This is a genomic window from Curtobacterium sp. ME-Dv--P-122a (assembly GCF_030209645.1).
In the GTDB taxonomy this organism is placed as follows: domain Bacteria; phylum Actinomycetota; class Actinomycetes; order Actinomycetales; family Microbacteriaceae; genus Curtobacterium; species Curtobacterium flaccumfaciens.
Genome location: NZ_JARVRO010000019.1, coordinates 37,962 through 61,154, shown reverse-complemented (window position 1 = coordinate 61,154; position 23,193 = coordinate 37,962). Strand labels below are relative to the sequence as shown.

The window sequence follows — 23,193 nt, the reverse complement described above, 5'->3', positions numbered from 1 at the left end:
GAGACGCGTCCCCGCGACTTGACGGGAGGCGCGGGGCGGGGCCGCCACGGGCCTCCCGTCCGCCGCCTGCGCGGGCCCGACCGCCCCGCTGGTCAGACCACGCGCGTCGCGCCCGTCACGGGGCCGGGGGCGGCGTCCTCGTCGTCGGCGTCGTGCAGGGTCCGCTCGGCCTGCCCGAGCAGGTGGTGCACGGCGAGGCCGATCGAGCGGGCACCGACGACCGCGACGAGCACGCTCAGCAGCGTCAGCAACGCGGTGGTGGGGATCCAGGCGGACGGCAGCGCGAGTGCCCGAAACCACTCCACTGCGGCGGTGGCGACCGCGGCTGCCGGGAACACGAACGACCAGAACCCGAGCGAGAACGCCAGGCGGACGTACCGCGGCAGCAGGGCCAGCTGCACGAGGACCATCAGGACGCCGAGCCCCGCGATGGCCTGCACGGGCAGCGTCACAGCGCCGTCGGTGAGGGCGAACACCGAAAGGGTGGCGACCGCCGGCGGCGCGACCAGGATCGCCATCGTCGGCACGAGCGGCCCCGGCAGCGCCGGTCGGAACGCCAGCCGGATGAGCAGCAGGCCGGTCATGACGCCCCAGAAGAACACGCCGACGCCGAGGGCCGGCCAGGACAGCCAGCCGACGCCGACCTCGTGCGTGGCGACCGAGGCGACCAGGGCCGCGGCGACGGTCGGCAGCAGGTAGCCGCCGTGCACGGACTCCAGGGCGAGCCGGCCCTCGAACCAGGTGCTCAGCAGCCAGGCGGCGAACCCGGCCGCGGTGGCCACGGCGGCGAGTACGACGACCTGCCCGGCGACGGGGGCGAACCGCGCGAGGTCGACCCCGAGCAGCATCGCGGTCGCGGGCACGAGCGCGGCAATCGGCCCCTGCGCCGGGTGCCGGAGCTGGTCGACGAGCCGTTCCGGGACGCGTGCGCCGCGGACGACGTGCGCACCGAGCAGCCACACCCACGCGACGGCCGCGATCGCCCAGAACACCTGCGGCACCACGGTGGGCAGGTGCAGCACGGGGGCGGCGTACGACCACGTCTCGGCGAAGCCGGCGAGGCCGAACGGGACGGCGAGGGTGTTGAGCGGGATGCGGGAGGTGGGTCGTGGCATGGCTCCCCCATTCTCGTGGACGGGTCGGCTGCGTCGGTGCGCGCCCGGGGGCCGTGCGTGCGCGGCGGGACGTGCATGCCCGCGGGCCGTGTGTGCTCGGCGGGCCGTGCGTGCTCCGCGGTCAGGCTGCGGGCAGTTGCTCGCCCGCCTCGATCGCCACGTCCAGCCGGTTCTCGGCAGGCGGCAGCGGGCAGGTCGCGTGCGGGGTGTACGCGCACGGCAGGTTCGTCGACCGGTTGAAGTCGATGCGGGTGGCACCGTCGGCATCCGGTGCGGCGATGTCGAGACTCCGGTTCGCCGCGTACGTCGTGACCCCGCTCGTGCGGTCGGTGAACAGCACGTGCAGGCCGCCGGCGTGCCCGTTGAACGCCAGGAGCGACCGTGGCCCGTCGAGGTCGAACGTCAGGACGCCGGGGGCCTCGTACACGTGCAGCAGGCCGTCGACGACGCTGCCGACGGTGACCTCGCGCGGGGTGTCGAACGGCTCGAAGTGCGCGTCCACGACGAAGCGCTCAGCGGGGGCGTACGCCGGGGTGCCCTGGTAGCCGACGCGGGTCGGGTTCGACGGGTGCCGCGGGCGCAGCAGGTCACTGCCGCCGCGCCGGGCGACCTCGATCACCACGGTCTCGTCGCCGTCGCGCCACACCACGTTCGTGCTCGAGCGCTCCGGCAGCGGGCCGAACCGGTGCGTCCCGGTGACCGGCTGTCCGTCGACCTCGATAATCTCGTCGTCGGCCAGTGCGACCACCGGGCCGCCCTCGTCCGTCGACCAGCTGCCCGGGGCGTCCTCGAACCGTTCCGGCGTGCCGGTGAGCCAGCGGATGCTCGTGATCGCGAGGAACCCGTGCTCGCTCGCCCGGGCCTGCTCGTGGTCGTCGTGCCACGTGGTCCACGATTCGGCGAAGGTCGGTGCGGCCGGGGGCGTCGGGTTCGTCGTGGTGGTGTCGCTCGTCGGGGTCGTCGTGCTCATGGGTCGACCGTACGACTCGTGGCCCGGTGGCGCGACGATCGTGTCGCCGTGCGTCGGCGGCGCGGCGTGCGGCGGGCGGGCGCGCGGGGGCCGAGTCGACGGGGAACGACACCGTCGACGTCGTCCGACATCGACCCTGTCGTTCGCACGCGCCTGCAACCGTCTGCGCGCGCAACAGGCGACCGAGTCGGTGTCGTACGACACCGACCCTGTCGTTCGGCGTCCGCACGAAGCCACAGTCGCGCAACGTAACCGGCCCGGCCCCTCGTGGCAGAGTGGCACTGCAGCGCACCGCGAAGCCTCGCGCGCGGCCCCCGACTCCCGACAGTCCGCACCCATCGAGAGGAAGGCAGCGCATGCCCTTCGAGAACACCGACCGCATCCAGGCCACCACCGCCGGATCGCTCCCCCGCACCCCCGAGCTCATCGCCGCGAACGCCGCACGGCCCGTCGCCGCCGACGGCTTCACGCTCGAGACCACCGACGAGGTCCGTGCCCTGACGAGCGCGGCCGTCGACGACGTCGTCGCACGGCAGACCGCGCTCGGCATCACGCAGCCCGGTGACGGCGAGTTCGGCAAGGCGATGTCGAACAGCGTCGACTACGGCGCGTGGTGGGGCTACTCGTTCCAGCGTGTCAGCGGCCTGAGCCTGACCGACGAGAACATCTTCTCGCAGCAGCCGGTCCGGTCCACCCCGGGGAACATCCGGCTCACGAGCTTCCCGGACCGGCGCGACTGGACGATCTTCCACGACGCGTACACCGACCCCGAGTCGGGCATCGGCACCGGCAAGAACGCCACCGCGTTCCCGACCACCACCGGCCCGATCACCTACACCGGCCACGACGCCGCGGCCACCGACGCCGCCAACCTCAAGCACGCGGTCGAGGCCGCCGGCGCCGACAACGGCTTCATCACGGCGCTCTCCCCCGGCTCCGCCGCCCGCATCGCGAACGAGTACTACGCGACCGAGGAAGAACACATCTGGGCGTGGGCCGACGCCCTGCGCGAGGAGTACACGACGATCCTCGACGCCGGCCTCGTGCTGCAGATCGACGACCCCTCGATCGCCGAGAACTGGGACCAGATCAACCCCGAGCCGAGCATCGAGGACTACCGCGCCTTCACCCGAATCCGTGTCGAGGCGCTCAACCACGCACTGCGGGGCCTCGACACCAGCCGCGTGCGCTTCCACCTGTGCTGGGGTTCCTGGCACGGCCCGCACACGACCGACATCGAACTCCGCCACATCGTCGACCTGATGCTCGAGATCGACGCCGGCGCGTACTCGTTCGAGGCCGCGAACGCCCGCCACGAGCACGAGTGGACCGTCTGGCAGGACGTCACCCGGCCCGAGGGCAAGGTCATCGTCCCGGGCGTCGTCGGCCACGCCACGAACGTCGTCGAGCACCCCGACCTCGTCGCGCAGCGCATCGAGCGGTTCGCCTCGGTCGTCGGGCGTGAGCGCGTCATCGCCGGCACGGACTGCGGCCTCGGCGGTCGCGTGCACCCGCAGATCGCCGCGGCGAAGCTCGAGGCCCTCGGCGAGGGTGCCCGGCGCGCGAGCGCGAGGCTCTTCTAGCCGCCCGTTCCTTCCCAGAACGACTGCGATACCTGGCGAGATCGGGCGTACCTGCCAAGAAGAACACGGCAGGTACGCCCGATTTCGCCAGGTACGCCCGGTTCGGGCAGGTACTCCCGCTTCCGCCAGGTACGCCCGGTTCGGGCAGGTACGCCCGGCTGTGGACGCACGCACGGACGGACGGGAGGCCCGGTGCCAGCTGGCACCGGGCCTCCAGGCCGTCAGCAGATGCGTCTACCGACGCGAGCGGCCGAGCACGACCGCCGCGCCCGCAGCCGCGACGCCGAGCCAGACGAGGGGGCGCGTGACGCGCCGTCGCTTCGCGACCCAGCCGCCGTTCGTCGCGTTCGCGGCGTCGGCGGGGGTGTAGAGGTTCCCGTCGGTCGGGGCGCCCTTGCCGCGGAGCGCGAACGTCTCCACCATCGGCTTCGTGATCTTGTGGAACAGGCCCGGGAACACGTACTGCAGCGGCACGAGCGACGCCTGGATCCGTCCGACGAAGCGGTAGCGCTTGGGGTGCGTGGCGGCCTGCACGACGGCACGGCCGGCCCGCTCGACCGAGACGGTGGGCGGCAGCGGGTGCGAGGTCTTGCCGGTGTAGTTGGCACCGTTCTGGTAGATCGGGGTGTCGATCGTGGACGGCAGCAGCGCCGTGAACTTGATGCCGGTGCCCGCGAACTCGTCACCGAGCACGTCGACCAGGCCGAGCGCAGCGTGCTTGCTGGTGACGTACGCCGACTGGTAGGGCGCCGAGAGCAGCGACTGGATCGAACCGACGAGCACGTAGGTCCCCTTCCCGCGCTGCTTCCAGTGCGGCAGCAGGTGCGTGATCGCGTTGAGGTGCCCGTACAGGTTCGTGTCGACGACGCGCTTGAACGCCTCGGTGGGGGTCTGCTCGAACAGGCCGTAGACGAACAGGGCCGCGTTGCCGACGAACACGTCGATGCGACCGAAGCGGGTCGTCACCGTGCCGATGAGGTCCTTCACCTGGTGCTCGTCGGCGACGTCGGTCGGGATCGCGATCGCCTCGGCGCCGAGCTTCCGGCACTCGGCGGCTGCGGCCTCGAGCGAGTCGTGCCCGCGTGCGGCGAGCACGAGCGTGGCGCCCTGCCGGGCGAACTCGTGTGCGGCGGCCCTCCCGATGCCGCTCGATGCTCCGGTGATGACGACGATCTTCCCGCGGTACCGATGTCCCATGTGTCCTTGGTACCCGGCCGTGGTCCGTTCCCGCACAGCCGGGTCGTACCCCTGCACGCGGTGCGAAGATGGAGCATGCGCAAGGACGACCTGACCGTCGACGAAGCCGCGGTCATCGCCGAGCACGCCCGCGCCGGTGTCCTCGACGTCGACGACCCCGAGGTGCGGAAGGTCGTCGAGCAGGCGAACCGGGTGCTGGTCCGTGCACAGATGTGGGGCGAAGAGCGGAGCCCGAAGCTGCGGCGGCGCCGACGGCTCATCGCGGTCGGCGCCCTCGTGATGGTGCTCGTCTGGGTCGCGGGCCTGCTCGTGCCGCTCGCGATGCGCTTCGGCTGACGGGTGCGTCCCGCGGACGAAGCGGGATCCGGGCCTGTTCAGGTGCGGCCGGATGGTGCATGATCCGACGACCACACCACCATCGCGCTGCAGGGAGCACGACATGGACCAGCACATCGATCGACGGCGCTTCATGACGCTCGGACTCGCCGGAGCCGCGACGACCGCCCTCGGCGCGACGGCGATCCCGGATGGCTCGGCACAGGCCGTGACCGGAGCTGCGGCGCCGACCGCTGCGCCCGTGCTGCTCGCCGCCGACGAGTTCGACGGCCCGGCCGGCAGCGCGCCGAACCCCGGGATCTGGCGGTACGACCTGGGTGCCGGCGGCTGGGGCAACGCGGAGCTACAGACCTACACGGACTCGCGGCGGAACGCGGCGCTCGACGGTGCCGGCAACCTCGTGATCACCGCACACCGCGAGGCCGACGGCTCGTACTCGTCGGCCCGGCTGAAGTCCGAGAGCACCTACACCGCGCAGTACGGCCGCATCGAGGCGCGGATCCGCATCCCCCGCGGCCAGGGCATCTGGCCGGCGTTCTGGATGCTCGGCGCGGACATCGGGCAGGTCGGCTGGCCGGCGTGCGGCGAGATCGACGTCATGGAGAACGTCGGGTACGAGCCGGGGATCGTGCACGGCACGGTGCACGGGCCCGAGTACTCCGGCGCGCAGGGCATCTCGGCGGCGTACACGAACCCGTCCGGAGCAGCGTTCGCCGACGACTTCCACGTGTACGGGGTCGACTGGCGCCCCGGCTCGATCACCTGGACGGTCGACGGTGTCGCGTACCGGACGGTCACACGGGCCGACGTCGGCTCGGCCCCGTGGGTGTTCGACAAGCCGTTCTTCGTGATCCTCAACGTCGCGGTCGGCGGGAACTGGCCGGGTTCGCCGGACGCCTCGACGCGGTTCCCGCAGCAGATGACCATCGACTGGCTACGGGTCCACCAGAACGCCTAGCCGGGGATCGCCAAGCCGGAAGCGCGTCAGGGACGGCGGTTCGCCCGGGCGACGAGCCACAGGTAGGTGCTGTGCCCGACCAGGGCGAGTCCGAAGAACACCGCGGCGACCGCGTAGACCCGGTCGAGCTTGCCCTGCCCGATCACGAGCATCACGACGCAGAACGCGACGGCGATCGCGAGGACACCGACCTGCACGGTCGACCAGATCCGTCGGAAGCGCGGCATGCCCGTCTCGTTCACGCCACCCATTCTGCCCGATGCCGTCAGTGCTTCTCCGGGTCGTGGCCCCAGTTCATGAGCGAGTACCGCCAGGGGGTGTCGTGCACGTCGCCGTCGGGCCGCTGCTCCGAGTGCCGGGCGACGTAGCCGACGACCTTCCGCATGTGCGCCAGGTCGTCGTCGGTGCGGTCGGCCTTGTGCTTCTCGAGGATGCGGATGATGTGCCGGCCGCTCTCGTGCCCGGTCGACTCGCCGCCGCCCGAGGGCTTCTGCCCGACGGACTTCGACTCGTCGGTGTCGAGCCACTTCCGCAACTCGGTGGCGGTCATGTTCACCGCGTCGTCGAAGTCGGCTCGGGTCTGCTCGTCGTCGTGCTCGCTCATGCGGTCGAGCAAACCCGGCGGTGCTGGACGACTGCGCAGGGCGGGGCGGGTCAGATGGGAATGGAACGGCCCCGCCCGGTGTCGAACACTCCACCGACCACGAAGGAGCCCACCATGAGCCTCGACCTCCACAAGAGCACCGGCGCCGGAACCGTCACCGACGAGCGCGCCTGCCTGCCGAAGCCCGTCCTGCCCAGCCTGCACGACGAGCGCACCCCGTCCTTCGGTCGCTGGCTCGGACAGATCAACCACACCAGCTGACCCCCCCCAGCGGGAGCGAGGGCGCCCCCGGCCCGGCCCCTCGCCGCGCACTGCTACCGTGCACCCATGTCCTGGGGCCGGCGGTACTACGCGCTGCAAGCCGTCGGCGGAGCAGCCTGGTGGATCGCCGTCGCGACGCTGCCGTGGATCCGCACGACCACGCTCGGCTCGCTCGACCCGGTGCTCGTCGCCGTGTTCGACGTCCCGCTGTTCGTCGTCGCCTCGGCGTTCGCCGCCGCCGGTGTCCGAGCCGCCGCGGTGGGCACGACGGTGTGGACCGCCCTGGTGCTCGTCGCGCTGAGCGTCTGGGCCACCGTGACCGGCGAGGCCGGCTGGGGCGTGCTCGTCATGCTCGCCGCCACGATCGGCTCGGCCCTCGCCCTCGCCCTGGTGCTGCTCGGACGCATCCCGACGGAGTGGGTGACGAGCGGTCCGCTGCGGATCCGCACCGCTGACGCCAGCGCCCCGCGCTCCCGGCACGTCACCGCGACCGTGCTGCAGATCGTCGTCTTCTGGGGCCTGTTCCTCGGGGTGTTCCCCCTGCTCATCGCGTTCGCCGAGCACCGCTGGGGCCTGCACCCGGACCTGCCCGCACCCTTCGTCACGGCCCTCACCGTCGTCGGTGTGGTCGTGCTCCTGCTGGCCAGCGCGCTCGGCATCGCGTCGGCAGCGGCGATGTCGACGAAGGGCGAGGGCACGCCGCTGCCCTCGGCCACCGCGAACCGCCTGGTGGTCGCCGGGCCGTACCGGTCGGTGCGGAACCCGATGGCACTGGCCGGCATCACGCAGGGCGTCGCCGTCGGCCTGCTGCTGTCGTCGTGGCTGGTCGTCGTCTACGCGATCGCCGGTTCCGTGGTCTGGAACTGCATCGTCCGCCCGCTCGAGGAATCCGACCTGGCGGAACGGTTCGGCGACGACTTCCGTCGCTACGCCGAGCAGGTCCGGTGCTGGGTGCCGCGGTGGCCGGTGCCGGCACGCGTGGGTTCGCTGCCGCTCAGCTCGTCGCGCCGCTGATGTTGACGAGCCACGACACCCCGTGGCGGTCGGTCAGCATGCCGAAGGTGTCGCCCCACGGCGCGGTGGTGAGTGGTTCGATGATCGTCGCGCCCTGCGCGAGGCCGTTCCACCAGCGCGTCAGCAGCTCGTGGTCGTCACCGCTGAGCGACAGCGAGATGCTGCTCTCGGCCGGCGTCGGCATGCCGGACGGTGCGTCCGAGGCCATCAGGAGCAGGCCCTGGTCGCCGTCGAGCTGGCCGTGCATCACCTTGTCGGCGTCGGCGGGGTCCTGGCTCATGCCGGCTTCACCGAACGTGCCGATGGTGAGCGTGCCGCCGAAGACCGAGTGGTAGAACTCGAGCGCTTCGCGGGCGCCGCTCCGGAACCCGAGGTAGGGGTTGAGGCGAACGGTCATGACGGTCTCCCTCGTCCTGCGCGGGCGTCGTCGCCCGCGTCGTGGTCATGTTGGCAGAGTGCGCGTCCCCGCGGAAGCGGCAGGCGCACGGGTGCTGGGCCGCGCCGGACGGGAGGCGCGTGGCGGCGCCGCCACGGGCCTCGAGGCCGTCACCCGGCGGGGTCCACCACAGGCCGTCACGCGGCGGGGTCCACCACCGGCGGTCGCGCGGACGGGGCGAGCTCGCGGATGCGCTTGGCGGGGACGCCGGCGTAGACGCCGTGCGCCGCCAGGCGGCCGACGACCACGGCGCCGGCGGCGACCACCACATCGTGCTCGATGTGGGCGCCCGGCAGGATCGTGGCGCGGCCGCCGATCCAGACGTGTTCCTCGACGACCACCGGTCGGCCGGTCGCGACGTCGCTCCACCGGCCCTCGGCGTCGATCTCGTGGTGGCTCGTCATGATGAGCACCTGCATCCCGATCGCGGTGTTCGCCCCGATGGTCACGGGGGCGACGGCCTCGACGGTCACGTTGCGGTTGCAGAAGACGCCCCGCCCGATCGTGAGGTGCTTCGGGTCGCCCGTCAGCGAGAACCCGGTGCCCACACCGGACTCGGCGTGTGCCCCGGCGGCACGGAGCAGCAGCCGCCGGACGATCCGGGGCAGCAGCGGGGATCCGAGCAGTGCCGTGAAGACGAAGTGTTCACGGGCGTAGGAGGCGTCCTCGACGAGCCGGCGGCCGAACGTCGACGGATCGGTCGTCGGCGGGACGGCCGCAGTCGGGACGGGTGGTGCTGCTGAGCCGGCCATGGGGTCTCCAGTCGTCGTGGCTGCGTGTCCGTGCAGCGCAAACGTAGGGCGACGATCGTCGGCGATCGGCCGGACGGCGGGCGGTTGCGGGATTCTTGCGGGGCCGCGCGGCTGCTCGCTACGCGCGGGCGCCGTCGCGCGCAGTGGACGCCGTCTGCCGGGGCAGCTCGCCGAACTCCTCGCGGTAGCTCCCCGCGAACCGGCCGAGGTGCGCGAACCCGGTGGCCCGGGCGATCTCGGCGATGCTCCGGCCGTCGCCCGACTCGAGCTGTTCGCGCGCGAGCAGCAGCCGGATGCGACGCAGGTACATGGTCGGGGTGATGCCGTGGTGCCGCTGGAACGCCGCCTGCACGCCGCGCACGCTCAGGCCGGCGGCCTCGGCGACGTCGTCGACGGTGATCTGCTCGGTGGCGTGCTCGAGCAGGAAGGTCTCGGCGCGGGCGAAGCGGGCGGTGGAGGCCATGACCGGCTCGTGCTGCCCGACCGGCCAGTGCGGGATCGCGGTGAGCAGACCGCCGGCGGCGAAGCGCGCGAGCTCCCGCTCGCGTTCGATCGGGACGGCGTCCGGTCCGGCCAGGACCTCTTGTGCGATGGACCGCACCATGAGCCACCAGGCAGCGAGCGGGGCGCCCTCGGGGACGTGCCGCGGACGGAACTCGATGGGACCCGGGGCCCAGTCGCCGCGCTCGGCCGCGACCTGTTCGACGATCGAGCGGTCGATCCGCAGGACGTCCTTGTTGCAGGCGATCCAGCGGAAGCGTTGGGGCCCCTGACGGAAGAGCGTCGGGCGGCCGATCTTCACGGTGTTCTCGTCGAGCTGCGCGACGCCGGACTTCATCCAGAAGATCATCATCGCGTCGCCGGGCTCGATCGTGCCGCTCAGGACCCCGGTGCAGCGGGTCGACTCGAGCGACAGCAGCGCCGTTCCGCGCACGCGCTCCTCGAACACGAACTCGGCGTCCGTCGGTTCGACCGACAGTCCGTGGGTGATGTGCGTCCGGGCCATCGCCTCGGCCGCGACCGACGGCTCGGCGGTCTGGATCTCCCGCAGCAGGCGGTGCATGGTCTCGGGCACGTGACGATCCTGACGACAAGTCGGCGTCGGCGCAACGAGCGACGCGCCGTGTTCCTGTACGGCGGCCAGCCGAAGCCCTGTTTGCTGTGCAGATGGAGGCCCGGACATGAAGCAGATCCAGTACGACCGTTCGACGATCTTGACGAGCGACGACGTGGCCGATGCCGTGATCGAGTACGCCGCGGCCCTGGCCGGTGGCAACCGGGCGGACACCGTCGCGATCCCCTCGGTGGCGACGGACGGCACCATGACGACCACCAAGGTCCTCATCGGTCCGTCGAGTCAGCTCGTGGTCGAGGACGCCGACGAGGACGAACTCGAGCGCGAGGACGCGGTGTTCGTGGCACGGCTGCGTGCCGCCGCACTGACGTTCGAGCACGACGAGGTGATCCACGCGGACACCCGGACGGACCTGACCGAGGGGCCGGTGGCGTAAGCAGCGCCCCCGCGGAGCGACCGCTCAGCGCCCGAGGTCCGGCGGCGTCGCGTTGGGGTCGACGGCGAGCACGGCCTCGGTGCGCCGTGCGATCTCGAGCAGGAACGCGTCGCCCTCGGGCTCGAGGTCGTCATCAGGGGCTGGCTCCACGGCCACCGCGACGGACGGGGCCAGCAGCACCTCGACGGTGCTCGCCACCCCGAAGTCGTCGGCCGTCGGGATCGACACGACGTCGCTCAGCCGACTCTGGTGCAGAGCGGCGGCGTACCGGATCACCGCGTCGGCGATCGAGTCGCTCGTCAGGACACGGACGGTGCCCGCGTAGTTCACGTACTTCAACGTTGCTCCCTGGTGAAGAGGAGCTTCCGTCGCGGTGACGGTTCCCTGATCCGGTGCCACGGTAGGCGGCCGACGTGCCGGGTACACATCTTCGAGCACCGAACGGGGTACGCCGTGACCCTGGACAGGCGTTCAGTGGCGCCCGCCCAGCATCGGGGACGTCCAGGGAAACCGACCACAGGGAGAGACATGACCGAGCAGCAGCAGCCCCCGGGGAGCGACCAGGAACTCACCCCGAAGGCCGACCACGGTGAGGAGTCGTACCGCGGCTCCGGCAAGCTCACCGGCAAGCGGGCCGTCATCACCGGTGGGGACAGCGGCATCGGGAAGGCCGTCGCGATCGCGTTCGCGCGCGAGGGTGCCGACGTCCTGATCAGCTACCTGCCGGAAGAGGAGGACGACGCGCAGGACACGAAGCGCTGGATCGAGGAGGCCGGTCGGAAGGCCGTGCTGTTCCCGGGCGACGTGAGCGATCCCGCGTACTGCCGATCCGTCATCGACCGGGCGGTCTCGGAGCTCGGCGGGCTCGACGTCCTCGTGAACAACGCCGCCTACCAGATGACCCACGAGACGATCGAGGAGATCAGCGACGAGGAGTGGGACCACACCCTCGCGACGAACCTCAGCGCCTACTTCCACCTCGTCAAGGCCGCGCTGCCGCACCTCGGCCCGGGGTCGTCGATCATCGGCTCGAGCTCGGTGAACTCCGACAACCCGAAGCCGAACCTGGCGCCCTACGACGTCACCAAGGCGGGCGTCGCGAACCTGTCGGCCGCGCTGGCGCAGCTGCTCGGGGAACGCGGCATCCGCGTGAACAGCGTCGCACCCGGTCCGATCTGGACGCCGCTGATCCCGTCGACGATGCCGCCGGAGCAGGTCGAGCAGTTCGGCAAGCAGTCGCCGCTCGGCCGTCCCGGCCAGCCGGCCGAGCTCGCACCCGTCTACGTGCTGCTCGCCAGTGACGACGGCAGCTACGTCTCCGGGGCGCGGGTCGCCGTGACCGGCGGCACCCCGATCCTGTGACGGGACGCCGGTCCGGCAACCGGACACGGTCCGGCAACGGGACCAGGTGACGGACGGGAGGCCCGGGGCACGACGTGCGCCGGCCTCCCGTCCGTCGTCTGGGGACGCTCCTGGCTGAACCGCCGCCCACCGGGGCCGGCCTACGTTCAGGGCCATGTCCACGCGAGCGAAGACCGTCACGGCGCTGTTCGGCGCCGCCACCGTAGCCCTCCTGCTCACCGCCTGCGACCCCGGCGGAGCGCAGAACATCAACCCCGTCGGCAAGGTCCCCGGCTCCGAGGAGAAGTCCCAGTCGGCCCAGTGCGACGTGGCCGCCAGCTCCGCCGTCGACATGATCGACAAGGCGGTCGGGTCGCACGACACCACCGAGTTCGCGAACATCCAGAAGGGTGACGGCGGCTGGTACCTCGGTGCCGCGATCGTCCCCGCGGACAGCAACGACTCGAACGACGACGAGGTCACCATCTGGGCGACCACCGCCGACCCCACGGCCGACGACTTCGACGGTCCGCTGTACGCCGTGAACGACGTCGCCAAGCAGGCCGTCGCCGACGAGACGACCACCACCTCGGATGCACCGACGCCGTTCGCCGACGACTCGAAGGCCGCCGAGCAGGTCGAGAGCTGCGTCGTCGAGGCGTCCGACCGCTAGTCGTCGGACACCGCGCAGTGGCCGATCAGTCCTTGGGCTGGTCGGCCACTTCCACGTCCACGTGGTAGTCGTCGCCGCCGTCGGTGCTGATCGTGGACACCGAGTCGTAGACCACGTCGTAGCCCGCCGTGTTCACGTCGCAGTGCACCTCGGCGCCGTCCTCGATCGCGATGTCGTCCGCACCGCAGTCGACCTCGGGCGTCGCGTCCGAGACGTCGGCCAACGCGTCGACGACGACGCGTTCGAAGGCGTCCGGCGTCACGGTCCGTGACGCCGACGACGACGTCGACACCGTGCACCCGCTGAGCGTCACCGCCAGGGCGATCGTCGCGGTGAGCGTCGCGAGTGCGGTGATGGCGCGCTGGTGCTGCATGGTGTCCCCCGTGGTCCCCTGGCCGCTGCTCGCCCCGAGATCGGGGACCGGCGGTTCCTCGACGACAGCGGGAAGGTGCGAGGACGTCTGCCACGAGTTCGGGTCAGGAGCAGACGTCCTCGCGCTACGACGCCGTCGGGTTCGACGCGGTGGTCATGACGAGGCCAGCCCGGGAACGGGGGGTCGGGCACCCGCCGGTAGGGTCCGGCGGGGTAGCTTCCGGAGACTGTACGTCGACCACGGCTCAGACGTGTCCATGTTCCGCAGGAACCGGACAGTGCCCGACCGTCCGCCGCGCGCCCGGCTGAGCGTCGGCCCGGGGAGTCGTGAAGGCCCGCTCAGCAGCACGGCGGTTCACTAGACGATCGTCTTCTGAACGCCTACGGTTCCCAGCACCCCGTTCCGCTCCCGAACCGTGAGAGACCGCATGCGCAGCCCCCGCCAGACCACCGTGCTCGAGACCGGCCGCTGACATGGTGGCGGCGAAGGCGACGGTCCTGCTCGTGAGCGACTTCCCCCTGTCGGCGATGCGGGGTGAACGCGCCGCGCTGGTCGAGCAGGCGAAGGCCTTCGCCGAGTCCGGTCACGTCGTCTGGGTGGCGACTCCGCGCTCGAGCGAGACCGCGGAGCTGCGGAAGCACGGCGTCCGCCTGTTCGAGGTCGAACCGTCGATCAGCGCCCCGGAGAGCGACCTGCCGGTGGTCCGCAACTCGGTCCGCGTCCGCCGGTGCCTCGGCACGCTGATGCTCGAGGAACGGATCGACCTCGTCGTCACCCACTCGGACTTCGGCCTCGCCGCGGCGGCGCTGACCACGGCGCGCTCCCTCGAGCTGCCGACGATCCACACCGTGCACGGCTCGGCGCCGGTCCGGGGCCGGACCGCGGCGGCGATGGCGCCCCTCGCACGGCACGCGCACCGTGTGGTGACCGGCATCCGGCCCACACGGCACCGCTTCACGGGGCACCCCATGGACGACGCGCGCCGCAACATGGCCGTGGCCGTCTCCGGGGCGGCCGACGTCGTCGTCACCCCGACGACGCGGCAGGCCCGTGTCCTCCGCGAGGCCGGCGTCGGCCCGGTCCACGTCGTGCCCAACGCCCTCGGCCGCCGGCCGGTCGAACCGCCGCCGGCGCCGGAGCTCGGCCCACTCCGGCTCGTCTGGGCGTCGCGGTTCACCCCGGACAAGCGCCTCGACGTCCTCCTCAACGCGATCCGGCTGGTGGAGATCCGGCTCGGGGCACACGCCGTACGGGTCGACGTCGCCGGCGGGACCGTTCCCCCGACCCGCACGCCGGTGTCGGTCCGTGTCCACGGCCGCCTGTCGTCGCAGGCCGTCCACGACCTGCTGCTGTGCGGGCACGCGGCGGTGGTCTGCTCACTCGAGCACGACGGCCAGCCGATGACCGCGCTCGAGGCGTTCCGGGACCACCGTCCGGTCATCGTGTCCGACATCCGCCTGGCGAGCGAGTTCGGCTCCGCCGCCGTCCTGACCGACGACGAGACCGCGTTCGGGCTCGCCACGACGATCATCGAACTCGCCTCGGACCGGACGCTGCTGCGGCCTCACACCGCCGCCGCGATCGAGCACGCGCGGGTCGCGACGGCGGAGCGGCACACCGATCAGGTCCTCCGGCTGGTCGCCGGCAGCTGCCGGCCCTGAGTGACGGCTCCCCCGCGAGCGCGCGCCGCCCTGGGCGCACCACGGGACGGACGGGAGGCACGGTTCGGGCCCGCCCCGGGCCTCCAGTCCGGCAGTGCGTCCGGACCACGGCAAGGAGAACGCCCCGATGAGGAGGGGGGATCTCATCGGGGCGTTCCGTTCGTGGGGCCGCGTCAGGCGGCGAGGCGCGCAGCGAGCGCGGTGGCGCGGGACCGGAGGTCCGCGTAGGTGGCCTCGTACGCGTCCGGCGTGCCGACGCGCGAGGGGTTCGGCAGCGACCAGTGCAGGCTGTCGCCGTCGTCGATCGACTCGTGCGCGCGGTCGCAGACCGTGACGACCAGGTCGCCCTCGGCGACGAGGTCGCGGAATGCACGCGGGACGTGGTCGCCGAGGGCCAGGCCGTGGCGTTCCCCGACGGCGACCGCCCCGGGGGCGATGGCGGCCGCGGGACGGGTGCCGCCGGACAGCGAGCCGATCTCGCTGACCTGCGCCCAGACGCCGGCGGCCAGCGGGGAGCGCGCGGAGTTGCCGGTGCAGACGAACAGCACGCGGGACACCGGTCGCCGCACCGCTGCCGAACCGTGCGGGACACCGCTCGGTTCGAGGTGCAGGTAGCTGCGGCGCCCGTCGCCGTCGGAGCGGCGTCGCGTGACCAGACCGGCCTGCTCGAGGACGCGCAGGTGGTGCGCCAGGAGCGGCCCGGAGATCCCGAGGGCGGCCCGCACCTCGCTCGGGCTGGCGTCAGACGCGGCGAGCAGGTCGACGATCGCCAGGCGGGCGACGTCACCGAGGGCCGCGTGCTGCGCCGCACGCCGCTCGAGGTCCTGCCGCCCGGTGTTCATCGGTTCAATGTTGACTGAACCATTCGCCGTCGTCAAGATGAGCGGGTGACGACGAGCCCCGAGCCCCTGCGGTCGTCCGCGGCATCGGTGTTCCTGGTGTTCCTGCGGCTCGGGCTGACCTCGTTCGGCGGGCCGGTCGCACACCTCGGGTACTTCCGTGAAGCCTTCGTGGTGCGTCGCCGTTGGCTGCGGGACGACGCCTACGCCGACCTCGTCGCGCTGTGCCAGTTCCTGCCCGGACCGGCGTCGAGCCAGGTCGGCATGGCGCTCGGGCTGCAGCGCGCCGGACTGCTCGGGCTCCTCGCCGCGTGGTGCGGGTTCACCCTGCCGTCCGCGGTGCTGCTCGTCGCGTTCGCCCTGCTCGTGTCCGGCACGCCCGACCTGGCCGGCGCCGGGTGGCTGCTCGGGCTGCAGGCCGCCGCAGCCGCTGTGGTGGCGCAGGCGGTGCTCGGCATGGCGCGCTCGCTCACACCGGACCGCCGTCGGGCGACCATCGCGGCCGCCGCCGCGATCGTGGTGCTGCTCATCCCCGGCCCGGCGGCGCAGGTCGCGGTCATCGCGGTGTGCGGTGTGGTCGGCGCGGTGTGGCTCCGCGGCGTCGTCGCGCCACCCGAGGACGTCGCCGACGCCGAGGTCGCCGTGCGTCTCCCCCGCTGGGTCGCCGTGTCGGCGCTCGTCGCGTTCGCCGCCCTGCTCGTCGCGGCACCCGTGGCCGCGAGCGGCACCGGTGCCGTGCGCCTGTTCGGGGTCTTCGCGCAGGCGGGCTCGCTCGTCTTCGGCGGCGGCCACGTCGTCCTGCCGCTGCTCGAGTCACAGACCGTGGCCACGCACCTGGTGGGCCACGCGGACTTCCTGGCCGGGTACGGCGCCGCACAGGCCGTGCCCGGGCCGCTGTTCACCTTCGCCGCGTACCTCGGCGCCGTCGCCGACGGCAGTCCGAGCGGGCTCGTCGGCGCGGCGGTGGCACTCGTCGCGATCTTCCTGCCGGCGGCACTCCTGGTCATCGGCGCCCTGCCGTTCTGGCACGTCCTCCGCACCCTGCCGTGGGCCCGGCGCGTGCTGGCCGGCGTGAACGCGGGGGTCGTCGGGCTCCTCGCCGCGGCGCTCTGGGACCCGGTCATCACCGAGGGGGTCCGCTCGGCACCCGCACTGGCGCTCGCCGTGGCCGCCCTCACCGCCCTCACCCGCTGGTCCGCTCCCCCGTGGGCCGTCGTCATCGGAGCCGGCCTGCTCGGCGCCGTCGTCCTCTGATCGGAGCACCTCGCATGCCCACCGTCCTGTTCGTCTGCGTCCACAACGCCGGCCGCTCCCAGATGGCCGCCGGCTTCCTGCAGCACCTGGCGGGTGGCCGCGTCGACGTCCGGAGCGCCGGCTCCGAACCGGCCGACCAGCTCAACCCGGTGGTCGTCGCGGCGATGCTCGAGGAGGGCATCGACATCCGGAACGAGCAGCCCGCCTTGCTCAGCACCGATGCCGTCCGCGCCGCCGACGTCGTCATCACGATGGGGTGCGGGGACGCCTGCCCGGTGTTCCCGGGCAAGCGCTACGAGGACTGGGAGCTCACCGACCCCGCGGGGCTCGACCTGGACGCCGTCCGGCCGATCCGCGACGACGTGCGCGCGCGGGTGCAGGACCTCATCGCCCGGACCGCTCCCTGACGCGGTCGAGCAGGCGGTCGACGAGCTGCTCACGCCACGGGACCGACGACCAGACGTGGTCCGCACCCTCGACCGCGGTGAACGTCGCCCCGCTGAGCAGTTCGCCGTAGCGCCGGCCGTACTCGACCGGGACGATCTCGTCGGCGGTCCCGTGCAGGACGTCGACCGGCCCGTCGTACCCGCGTGCCTGGGCGTAGACGTCGAGTCCGTCCCGGACCTCGTCGACGAACCCGCGCCCGAGGGCGGTCCCACCGAAGTCGAACCAGCCGCGGTCACGGACGGGCGCGAGCGGCTGCCCCTGGATGGTGTCGTGCACGGCGATGTCGTCGACCACGACCCCGGCCGGCGACCACAGGGTCAGGCTCCGGACCAGGTCGGGGACCCTCGCCGCCGCCATCGCCGACTCGACAGCGCCCAGGCTGTGGGCGACGACGTCGATCGGTGCCCCCTGGTCGGCCGAGAACGCCCGGATCATCGTGACGACCTGCTCGACCTCGTCGCCGATCGAGATGTCCGCGAACCGTCCGTCGCTCGTGCCGTGTCCGAGACGGTCGTAGGAGCGGGCCGTCAGACCGGTGTCGGTCAGGGCGGTCGCGGCCTGCACGAAGAGCTGGCGCGGACCGATCGACGAGTCACCGAACCCGTGCACGAACAGCACCGCGCCGCCGGCAGCCGAGGGCGCCGACGCCGGGCGGTACTCCCACCCCCGGAGCGCCCCGCCCCGGTGCTCGAGCCGGATGCTCGTCAGGGCACGCTCCAGCGGACGTTCCGCGGTCATGCTCAGTTGCTCCGGTCGGCGAACCCGGCCGGCAGGTCGGCGGGCGCAGTGTCGACGACGGTCTCGTCGTCCTGGCCGACGAACTCGAACAGGGTGATGTGGGCGAACTCGGGGACGACGTAGATCGGGTAGGTGGGGCCGGCGTCGCGGTACTCGCGCATCCGGTCCAGGTGGTCGTTCTGGAACAGCACGGTCTTGCTGCCGTCCTCCTCGACCCAGTGCGGGAAGAAGATCGTGCCGTGCAGCACGCGCTCCCCCGGCACCACGGTCACGACGACGCTCGTGCCGGTCGGCTCGTTCCACGACACCTTGTAGACGCCGGCGGTGAGCACCACGAGGTCGACCTGCTGGTCCTTGACCCAGCGCCCGCCGACCATGCCGGAGTGGATGCGGTAGTCGATGGTGGTGGCGTTCTTGACGTACATCTCGTACTGCCAGCCGTTGGCGTACGTGTAGATGAACCGGTGTCCGACGATGCCGGAGAGGTCCTGCGACGGGACGGGCTGTGCGACTGAGGTGGTGATCGTCATGCACCCATCCTGCGCCAAACATAGTTTTGTTGCAAACCTTTTTCGAGGACCTAAGCTGAGGACATGGGCAGCGAGCACGACACCGCAGGACTCCGGGACATCGCCCGGCGGCTCAGCGACCAGGTCGGCCCGTTCCGCCGCACCCTGCTGAACGCATCACGCCGTGACGGTGCACTGCCGGAACTGCCCGACGCGCAGATCGAGGTCCTGCGACGACTCGACGAGGCCGGGTGGCTCACGCCGACGGCGCTCGGCCGGACCCTCGGCCTCGCCCGCTCCACGGTCAGCAACCTCGTCACCGCGATGGAACGCGGCGGACTCGTCCACCGGCGGCTCGCCACCGGTGACGGCCGCAGCACCGAGATCGCCCTGACCGAGCTCGCGTCCGAGCGGCTCCGGGTCTACGACGCCTCGGCCGAGCACGTCCTGGTCGGCGCGCTCGAACGCCTGGGCCCGGACGGGGTCGACGCGCTGCGCGCCGCGCTGCCCGTGCTCGCCGAGCTCCGTCTGGCCATCGACGAGTCCGGCGCGTAGGGATCGGCTGACAGTGCGCGTGAGCCGTCGCACAGGTCCGGCTCGTCGATCACCAGCGAGAGCGGGTCACCCTGGCAGCGCGCGCACAGGCCACCCTGGAGGCGCGCACCGCGACTGAGAAGCCGGTCACGGTCGCAGCGTGTGGCGGCTCCAGGGCGCACGGCGGCCCCCAGGGACCGGTTCCATCGTTCTGCCGTGCAGACGACATCACTTCTCCCCATCATCGCCAAGGCGTGTGCGGTGGCAGCTCCGGTCGCCATCGCCGTGTCGCTCGTGGCCGGCCCGGCCGTGGCGGCACCCCTCCACACCTCCACCTCCGACACCTCCACCTCCGCGCACCACACGGTGGACCGTGCGGCGCGGACGACCTCGGGTGGCACGGCGGTCTCACGGCTCGACCGTCGCGCCGAGCAGCGCAACGAGGCCACGGTCCGCCACCTGTTCCGGTGCGCGTTCCGGTCCCCCACGTCCGCGAAGGCCCGTGCGGCTGCGCGGACCGCCGTCGCGACCGGTGCCGTCGCCCACGGTGCGACGAGCGCCTCGGGTCCGTCCGCGTTGCTCGCCGAGTTCACCGCCGACCGCTCCCGGGTGCCCGGCGCCCACGCCGTGATCAAGCACATCGCCGGTGACGCGGACCTGGTGGCCGTGCACTGGCAGATCACCGCGAAGCCGAAGGACGAACGCACCGGTGACGCTGCCGTCGACCTGTTCCGCATGCGCAACGGGCGCATCAGCGAGTGGTGGGCACTCCGTCAGACGGTCCCGACGGGCACGCCGGCCAGCGGCAACACGAACAGCATGTTCAGCGACCTGTACCCGGCCGCGAAGCGTGACCACCACCTGACCGAGCGGCAGGAGGAGCACAACCGGGTGCTCGCGGTGACCGCGTACAACCGGCTGTTCCGCGACCACGACGTGTCCGTGCTGGACGAGAAGTTCGACCCGGCGTACCTGCAGCACAACTCGGTCGCCGCAAACGGCACCGCCGCGCTCAAGCAGTTCTTCGCCGGCAGCGCCGCGCAGAGCCTGCCGAAGCAGGAGTCCGTCATCTCGCTCGCCGACGGCGACCTGGTGTGGACGTTCTCGAAGCCGGTCGGGGCGAAGGCCGACGCCCCGTTCGGCGCGGCCGACCTGTTCCGGGTCGACGACAACCTGATCCGCGAGCACTGGGACGTCGTCCCGACGAGCTGAGGCTCGGCCGACGGAGCCGCGCGTCTCAGGACGCGCGGCTCCGTCGCGCCCGCTCCTTGATCGCGGTGATGACGGCCGTCTTCGCCTCGGCGTAGGCGTTCATGTCGTCCCAGCTCCGGTCGAGCAGCTCCCGCTTGGTCCGTTCGTACAGCGCCCGGTCGTCGGCGTCGGCGCGCAGGTGGTCACGGAGGAGCAGGTACTCGTCGACCGCCGTCGCACCCCGCTCGTAGACGTGCACGTGGACGTCGCGGGCCGGCGTCCGGACCAGGCGGTGGCCCGGCTCGCGGACGCGCAGCTCGTACCCGGCGGCGAGGAGCTGGTCGAGGTACGTGGCCTCGGCGGTGACGTCGGCGACGACGACCACGATGTCGACGATGGGTTTCGCTGCCAGGCCGGGGACGGCCGTGGAGCCGATGTGCTCGACGACCGGGGCGTCCGCGCCGGAGCCGGGGAGGGCCTCCAGGATGCGTCGCCGGTGGTCGGCGAAGACCGCAGCCCACCCGCTGTCGGCGGGGTGCAGGGTCACGGTGACCGGTTCCGGGCCGCCGATGATCTCGACGGTCGTGACGTCCGGGCGGGTGTGGTCCTCGTCGTGGTGCACCCGGACATGATCGCAGCCCGTGGTCGTGGTCGCCGGCGTCGATCGCGTCAGAGCTTCGCGGGGAACGCCGATCCGCGGCCGATGACGGTGAGGAGCGCCGCGACCGCCCCGAACACGATCATCACCACGGCGAGCACCAGCCCGTCGAAGGCCGTCAGCAGGGCGGCGCCGAACAGGCCGGCCGCGAAGATCGCGATGTTGAACGCGACCGGCAGGAACGCGCTCGCGACGTCGGCGTCCTCGCCGCCGGCGGTCGTCAGGGCGGCCTGCAGCTGCGTGGAGGAACCGCCGAAGCCGATGCCCCACAGGCCCGCGGCCACCAGGACCGCGACCGGCGACGTGTGCCCGACGAGCAGCACCACGCCCGCCAGGACGAACAGGCCGACGCTGCCGTGCAGCAGGGGTCGGGGGTGCCGGTCGAGCAGCGCGCCCGTCACGACGACGCCGAGGATCGCGGCGATCCCGTAGACGAGCAGCACCAGCCCGGCGCTCAGGTCGGTGCCGGTCGCCCGCAGGTACGGCGAGATGTACGTGTAGATCGTGTTGTGCGCCACCATCCACGTCGCGATCACCGCGAGGATGACCGCGATGCCGCGGATCCGGAACACCTTCACGACGGACAGCTTCGCGGCGCTCGTCTGCCCCGGGGCGTCCGGCACGAACAGCGCGATCAGCGCCAGGACCACCACGCCGACCAGGCTCAGCCCGATGAACGACGACCGCCAGCCCAGGGCGTTGCCGATGAAGGACCCGAGCGGGGTGCCCAGCGCGAACCCCACCGGCGCGCCCGTCGAGACGATCGCGAGCGACACCCCGGCGAAGCGGGCCGGGCTGATTCGCCGCGCGTAGGTGGCGAACATGCCCCAGATCGTCCCCGACATCGCGCCGGCGACGAACCGCGTGACCAGTGCGACCGCGACGTTCGGGGCGAACGCGGTCAGGGTGTTCGCGACGAGGAGCACGGCGATGGCGGCGACGATGAGCGGCTTGCGGCGGAACCCGCGGGTCAGGGCGATCGCCGGGACCGTGGCGATGACCGTCCCCATCGCGTACGCGCTGACGAACAGGCCGACCGTGCCCTCGCTCGTGCCCATCCCGTCGGCGATCGCCGGCAGCAGCCCGGCCGGCATCGTCTCCATGGCGACCAGGAGGAACCCGATCGCGGCGAGCAGGGCGAGCGGGAACCAGGGCAGTCGGCCGTCGGTGGCCCGGTCGGTCGTGGGGAGGTCGGAGGTCGTCGTGGTCACGGACCGACGGTAGGGGCATCGTCCGGCGCAGAGGGAGGTTCGGCTGGACCCCGTTTCGCCGGAGCCTCACTGGGCGGGTGGTGGTGGGGCTTCGATGGTGGTGTCGACGACCGAAGGGAACCCCATGACCGGAACCAGCACCTTCCTCATCACCGGCACGAGCCGCGGGATGGGCACCGACTTCGCCCGGACCGCCCTCGACGCCGGGCACCGGGTCGTGGCGACCGGACGCGACCCCGAGCGGGTCCGCGCCGTCCTCGGCGACCACGAGCGCCTGCTCGCCGTCGCGCTCGACGTGACCGACCCGGAGTCGGTCCGAGCCGCAGTCGACGCCGCGACCGACCACTTCGGCGGAGTCGACGTCCTGGTGAACAACGCCGGGAGCTTCCAGGCCGGGTACTTCGAGGAGATCTCGGCCGAGCAGTTCCGCGCGCAGATGGAGACGAACTTCTTCGGGGCGCTCGCGGTGACGCGTGCCGTGCTCCCGGTCATGCGACGGCAGCGCTCCGGGCACGTCATCAGCATCAGCTCCACCGCTGGCATCGTCGCCGGCGCCGGTGGGAGCGCCTACTCGGCGTCGAAGTTCGCGCTCGAGGGCTGGATGGAGGCCCTGCACGACGAGGTGGCGCCCTTCGGCATCCACACCACCGTGGTCGAGCCCGGCTTCTTCCGCACCGACCTGCTGGCCGAGGGCGACTCGACCTTCTGGGGCGACGTCGCGATCGACGACTACGCCCCGCTCTCGGCCGGGTCGAAGGAGTTCTTCCGCGGCATGCGGGGCAACCAGTCCGGCGACCCCGCGAAGCTCGCGCAGGTGCTGCTGACGCTGATCGCGATGCCCGAGCCGCCGCTGCGGTTCGCCGCCGGCGCGGACAGCGTGGCGGGGATCGTGCAGAAGGGACAGCAGCTCGTCGACCAGGCGCAGGCGTCCCCCGAGCTGTCGACGACGCTCGACCTGGATGCGTGACGACTGCCCCTTGCCAAGTTTGGCTACGGGTAATAGCCTCTGAGTTACTACCCGTAGCCG

The 23,193-nt window shown here is 72.2% G+C and carries 29 protein-coding genes; 14 read left to right on the top strand and 15 right to left on the bottom strand.

Annotated elements, in window-relative coordinates; all coding sequences use genetic code 11:
* Positions 1–92: 92 nt before the first annotated feature.
* Both QRN49_RS17785 and QRN49_RS17780 read right to left on the bottom strand, forming a co-directional pair.
* Positions 93–1,115, bottom strand: a complete 1,023-nt coding sequence (locus QRN49_RS17785) for an SLAC1 family transporter (RefSeq protein WP_284756996.1) — start codon at positions 1,113–1,115, stop codon at positions 93–95.
* Between the two features lie 121 nt (positions 1,116–1,236).
* Positions 1,237–2,085 carry a DUF1684 domain-containing protein gene (locus QRN49_RS17780; RefSeq protein ID WP_284756995.1) on the bottom strand — a complete coding sequence of 283 codons (849 nt, stop codon included), beginning with the start codon at positions 2,083–2,085 and terminating at the stop codon, positions 1,237–1,239.
* Positions 2,086–2,441: 356 nt separating this feature from the next.
* Between QRN49_RS17780 and QRN49_RS17775 the strand changes: the two genes are divergently transcribed.
* The gene (locus QRN49_RS17775) at positions 2,442–3,668 is read left to right on the top strand and encodes a cobalamin-independent methionine synthase II family protein (protein WP_284756994.1); all 1,227 of its coding nucleotides are present in this window, start codon (positions 2,442–2,444) and stop codon (positions 3,666–3,668) included.
* Between the two features lie 234 nt (positions 3,669–3,902).
* Here QRN49_RS17775 and QRN49_RS17770 read toward each other — a convergent pair whose 3' ends face one another.
* Positions 3,903–4,865 carry an SDR family NAD(P)-dependent oxidoreductase gene (locus QRN49_RS17770; RefSeq protein WP_284756991.1) on the bottom strand — a complete coding sequence of 321 codons (963 nt, stop codon included), beginning with the start codon at positions 4,863–4,865 and terminating at the stop codon, positions 3,903–3,905.
* Positions 4,866–4,940: 75 nt separating this feature from the next.
* On the opposite strand from QRN49_RS17770, the gene QRN49_RS17765 reads away from it, so the two are divergent.
* Together QRN49_RS17765 and QRN49_RS17760 are read left to right on the top strand one after the other, a co-directional pair.
* On the top strand, positions 4,941–5,201 hold the full coding sequence (locus QRN49_RS17765; protein ID WP_071405277.1) for a hypothetical protein: 261 nt from the start codon (positions 4,941–4,943) through the stop codon (positions 5,199–5,201).
* Positions 5,202–5,304: 103 nt separating this feature from the next.
* Positions 5,305–6,159, top strand: a complete 855-nt coding sequence (locus QRN49_RS17760) for a glycoside hydrolase family 16 protein (protein WP_284756990.1) — start codon at positions 5,305–5,307, stop codon at positions 6,157–6,159.
* 26 nt (positions 6,160–6,185) lie between these two features.
* On the opposite strand, the gene QRN49_RS17755 is transcribed toward QRN49_RS17760, so the two are convergent.
* Together QRN49_RS17755 and QRN49_RS17750 are read right to left on the bottom strand one after the other, a co-directional pair.
* On the bottom strand, positions 6,186–6,401 hold the full coding sequence (locus QRN49_RS17755; protein ID WP_138803199.1) for a hypothetical protein: 216 nt from the start codon (positions 6,399–6,401) through the stop codon (positions 6,186–6,188).
* 23 nt (positions 6,402–6,424) lie between these two features.
* On the bottom strand, positions 6,425–6,763 hold the full coding sequence (locus QRN49_RS17750) for a DUF3140 domain-containing protein (protein WP_071244508.1): 339 nt from the start codon (positions 6,761–6,763) through the stop codon (positions 6,425–6,427).
* A gap of 114 nt (positions 6,764–6,877) precedes the next feature.
* Between QRN49_RS17750 and QRN49_RS17745 the strand changes: the two genes are divergently transcribed.
* Entirely contained in the window at positions 6,878–7,024 is a 147-nt protein-coding gene (locus tag QRN49_RS17745) for a hypothetical protein (protein WP_259570423.1), read from the top strand.
* Positions 7,025–7,090: 66 nt separating this feature from the next.
* The gene (locus QRN49_RS17740) at positions 7,091–8,038 is read left to right on the top strand and encodes a methyltransferase family protein (RefSeq protein WP_284756986.1); all 948 of its coding nucleotides are present in this window, start codon (positions 7,091–7,093) and stop codon (positions 8,036–8,038) included.
* Here the strand turns inward: QRN49_RS17740 and QRN49_RS17735 are convergent.
* From QRN49_RS17735 to QRN49_RS17725, 3 genes are all read right to left on the bottom strand, one after another.
* Complete coding sequence (locus QRN49_RS17735; RefSeq protein WP_110863892.1) at positions 8,019–8,435, bottom strand: VOC family protein; 417 nt, start codon at positions 8,433–8,435, stop codon at positions 8,019–8,021. The genes QRN49_RS17740 and QRN49_RS17735 overlap by 20 nt on opposite strands.
* A 176-nt stretch (positions 8,436–8,611) precedes the next feature.
* Positions 8,612–9,226, bottom strand: coding sequence for a DapH/DapD/GlmU-related protein (locus QRN49_RS17730; protein WP_284756984.1), 615 nt, complete (start codon positions 9,224–9,226; stop codon positions 8,612–8,614).
* Positions 9,227–9,344: 118 nt separating this feature from the next.
* Positions 9,345–10,301: an AraC family transcriptional regulator gene (locus QRN49_RS17725; RefSeq protein WP_181440501.1), complete on the bottom strand. Its 957-nt coding sequence runs from the start codon at positions 10,299–10,301 to the stop codon at positions 9,345–9,347.
* 106 nt (positions 10,302–10,407) lie between these two features.
* Here QRN49_RS17725 and QRN49_RS17720 point away from each other — a divergent pair, with 106 nt between their 5' ends.
* The gene (locus tag QRN49_RS17720; protein ID WP_128779785.1) at positions 10,408–10,737 is read left to right on the top strand and encodes a hypothetical protein; all 330 of its coding nucleotides are present in this window, start codon (positions 10,408–10,410) and stop codon (positions 10,735–10,737) included.
* A 24-nt stretch (positions 10,738–10,761) separates the two neighbouring features.
* Here the strand turns inward: QRN49_RS17720 and QRN49_RS17715 are convergent, their stop codons facing one another.
* Positions 10,762–11,076 carry a hypothetical protein gene (locus tag QRN49_RS17715; RefSeq protein ID WP_284756982.1) on the bottom strand — a complete coding sequence of 105 codons (315 nt, stop codon included), beginning with the start codon at positions 11,074–11,076 and terminating at the stop codon, positions 10,762–10,764.
* Between the two features lie 189 nt (positions 11,077–11,265).
* Between QRN49_RS17715 and QRN49_RS17710 the strand changes: the two genes are divergently transcribed.
* Both QRN49_RS17710 and QRN49_RS17705 read left to right on the top strand, forming a co-directional pair.
* A complete protein-coding gene (locus QRN49_RS17710; protein WP_111100596.1) occupies positions 11,266–12,099 on the top strand; it encodes an SDR family oxidoreductase in 834 nt (277 codons plus the stop codon).
* A gap of 154 nt (positions 12,100–12,253) precedes the next feature.
* Entirely contained in the window at positions 12,254–12,751 is a 498-nt protein-coding gene (locus QRN49_RS17705) for a hypothetical protein (protein WP_284756979.1), read from the top strand.
* A gap of 25 nt (positions 12,752–12,776) precedes the next feature.
* Here QRN49_RS17705 and QRN49_RS17700 read toward each other — a convergent pair whose 3' ends face one another.
* Positions 12,777–13,124 (bottom strand): hypothetical protein, encoded by a 348-nt coding sequence (locus tag QRN49_RS17700; protein ID WP_259492415.1) that lies wholly within the window; start codon positions 13,122–13,124, stop codon positions 12,777–12,779.
* A gap of 503 nt (positions 13,125–13,627) precedes the next feature.
* Here QRN49_RS17700 and QRN49_RS17695 point away from each other — a divergent pair.
* The gene (locus QRN49_RS17695; protein WP_284756978.1) at positions 13,628–14,785 is read left to right on the top strand and encodes a glycosyltransferase family 4 protein; all 1,158 of its coding nucleotides are present in this window, start codon (positions 13,628–13,630) and stop codon (positions 14,783–14,785) included.
* 173 nt (positions 14,786–14,958) lie between these two features.
* Here QRN49_RS17695 and QRN49_RS17690 read toward each other — a convergent pair whose 3' ends face one another.
* The gene (locus tag QRN49_RS17690) at positions 14,959–15,627 is read right to left on the bottom strand and encodes an arsenate reductase/protein-tyrosine-phosphatase family protein (RefSeq protein ID WP_284756977.1); all 669 of its coding nucleotides are present in this window, start codon (positions 15,625–15,627) and stop codon (positions 14,959–14,961) included.
* Positions 15,628–15,672: 45 nt separating this feature from the next.
* On the opposite strand from QRN49_RS17690, the gene chrA reads away from it, so the two are divergent.
* Both chrA and QRN49_RS17680 read left to right on the top strand, forming a co-directional pair.
* Positions 15,673–16,878 (top strand): chromate efflux transporter, encoded by a 1,206-nt coding sequence (gene chrA, locus QRN49_RS17685; protein ID WP_284756976.1) that lies wholly within the window; start codon positions 15,673–15,675, stop codon positions 16,876–16,878.
* 14 nt (positions 16,879–16,892) lie between these two features.
* Positions 16,893–17,285 (top strand): arsenate reductase ArsC, encoded by a 393-nt coding sequence (locus QRN49_RS17680; protein WP_111030197.1) that lies wholly within the window; start codon positions 16,893–16,895, stop codon positions 17,283–17,285.
* On the opposite strand, the gene QRN49_RS17675 is transcribed toward QRN49_RS17680, so the two are convergent.
* Both QRN49_RS17675 and QRN49_RS17670 read right to left on the bottom strand, forming a co-directional pair.
* Positions 17,263–18,063, bottom strand: a complete 801-nt coding sequence (locus tag QRN49_RS17675; RefSeq protein ID WP_259476242.1) for an alpha/beta hydrolase — start codon at positions 18,061–18,063, stop codon at positions 17,263–17,265. The two genes, QRN49_RS17680 and QRN49_RS17675, sit on opposite strands and share 23 nt — an antisense overlap.
* Positions 18,064–18,065: 2 nt before the next feature.
* A complete protein-coding gene (locus QRN49_RS17670) occupies positions 18,066–18,593 on the bottom strand; it encodes a phenolic acid decarboxylase (RefSeq protein ID WP_017885669.1) in 528 nt (175 codons plus the stop codon).
* Positions 18,594–18,656: 63 nt separating this feature from the next.
* On the opposite strand from QRN49_RS17670, the gene QRN49_RS17665 reads away from it, so the two are divergent.
* A complete protein-coding gene (locus QRN49_RS17665) occupies positions 18,657–19,127 on the top strand; it encodes a MarR family winged helix-turn-helix transcriptional regulator (RefSeq protein ID WP_209050138.1) in 471 nt (156 codons plus the stop codon).
* A gap of 240 nt (positions 19,128–19,367) precedes the next feature.
* Positions 19,368–20,318, top strand: coding sequence for a nuclear transport factor 2 family protein (locus QRN49_RS17660; protein WP_194622095.1), 951 nt, complete (start codon positions 19,368–19,370; stop codon positions 20,316–20,318).
* Between the two features lie 25 nt (positions 20,319–20,343).
* Here the strand turns inward: QRN49_RS17660 and QRN49_RS17655 are convergent, their stop codons facing one another.
* Together QRN49_RS17655 and QRN49_RS17650 are read right to left on the bottom strand one after the other, a co-directional pair.
* Positions 20,344–20,919 (bottom strand): GrpB family protein, encoded by a 576-nt coding sequence (locus QRN49_RS17655; protein WP_284756975.1) that lies wholly within the window; start codon positions 20,917–20,919, stop codon positions 20,344–20,346.
* A 47-nt stretch (positions 20,920–20,966) separates the two neighbouring features.
* Entirely contained in the window at positions 20,967–22,166 is a 1,200-nt protein-coding gene (locus QRN49_RS17650; protein ID WP_259476238.1) for an MFS transporter, read from the bottom strand.
* Between the two features lie 124 nt (positions 22,167–22,290).
* Here QRN49_RS17650 and QRN49_RS17645 point away from each other — a divergent pair, with 124 nt between their 5' ends.
* On the top strand, positions 22,291–23,133 hold the full coding sequence (locus tag QRN49_RS17645) for an SDR family NAD(P)-dependent oxidoreductase (protein ID WP_284756973.1): 843 nt from the start codon (positions 22,291–22,293) through the stop codon (positions 23,131–23,133).
* The last annotated feature ends 60 nt before the right edge of the window (positions 23,134–23,193 follow it).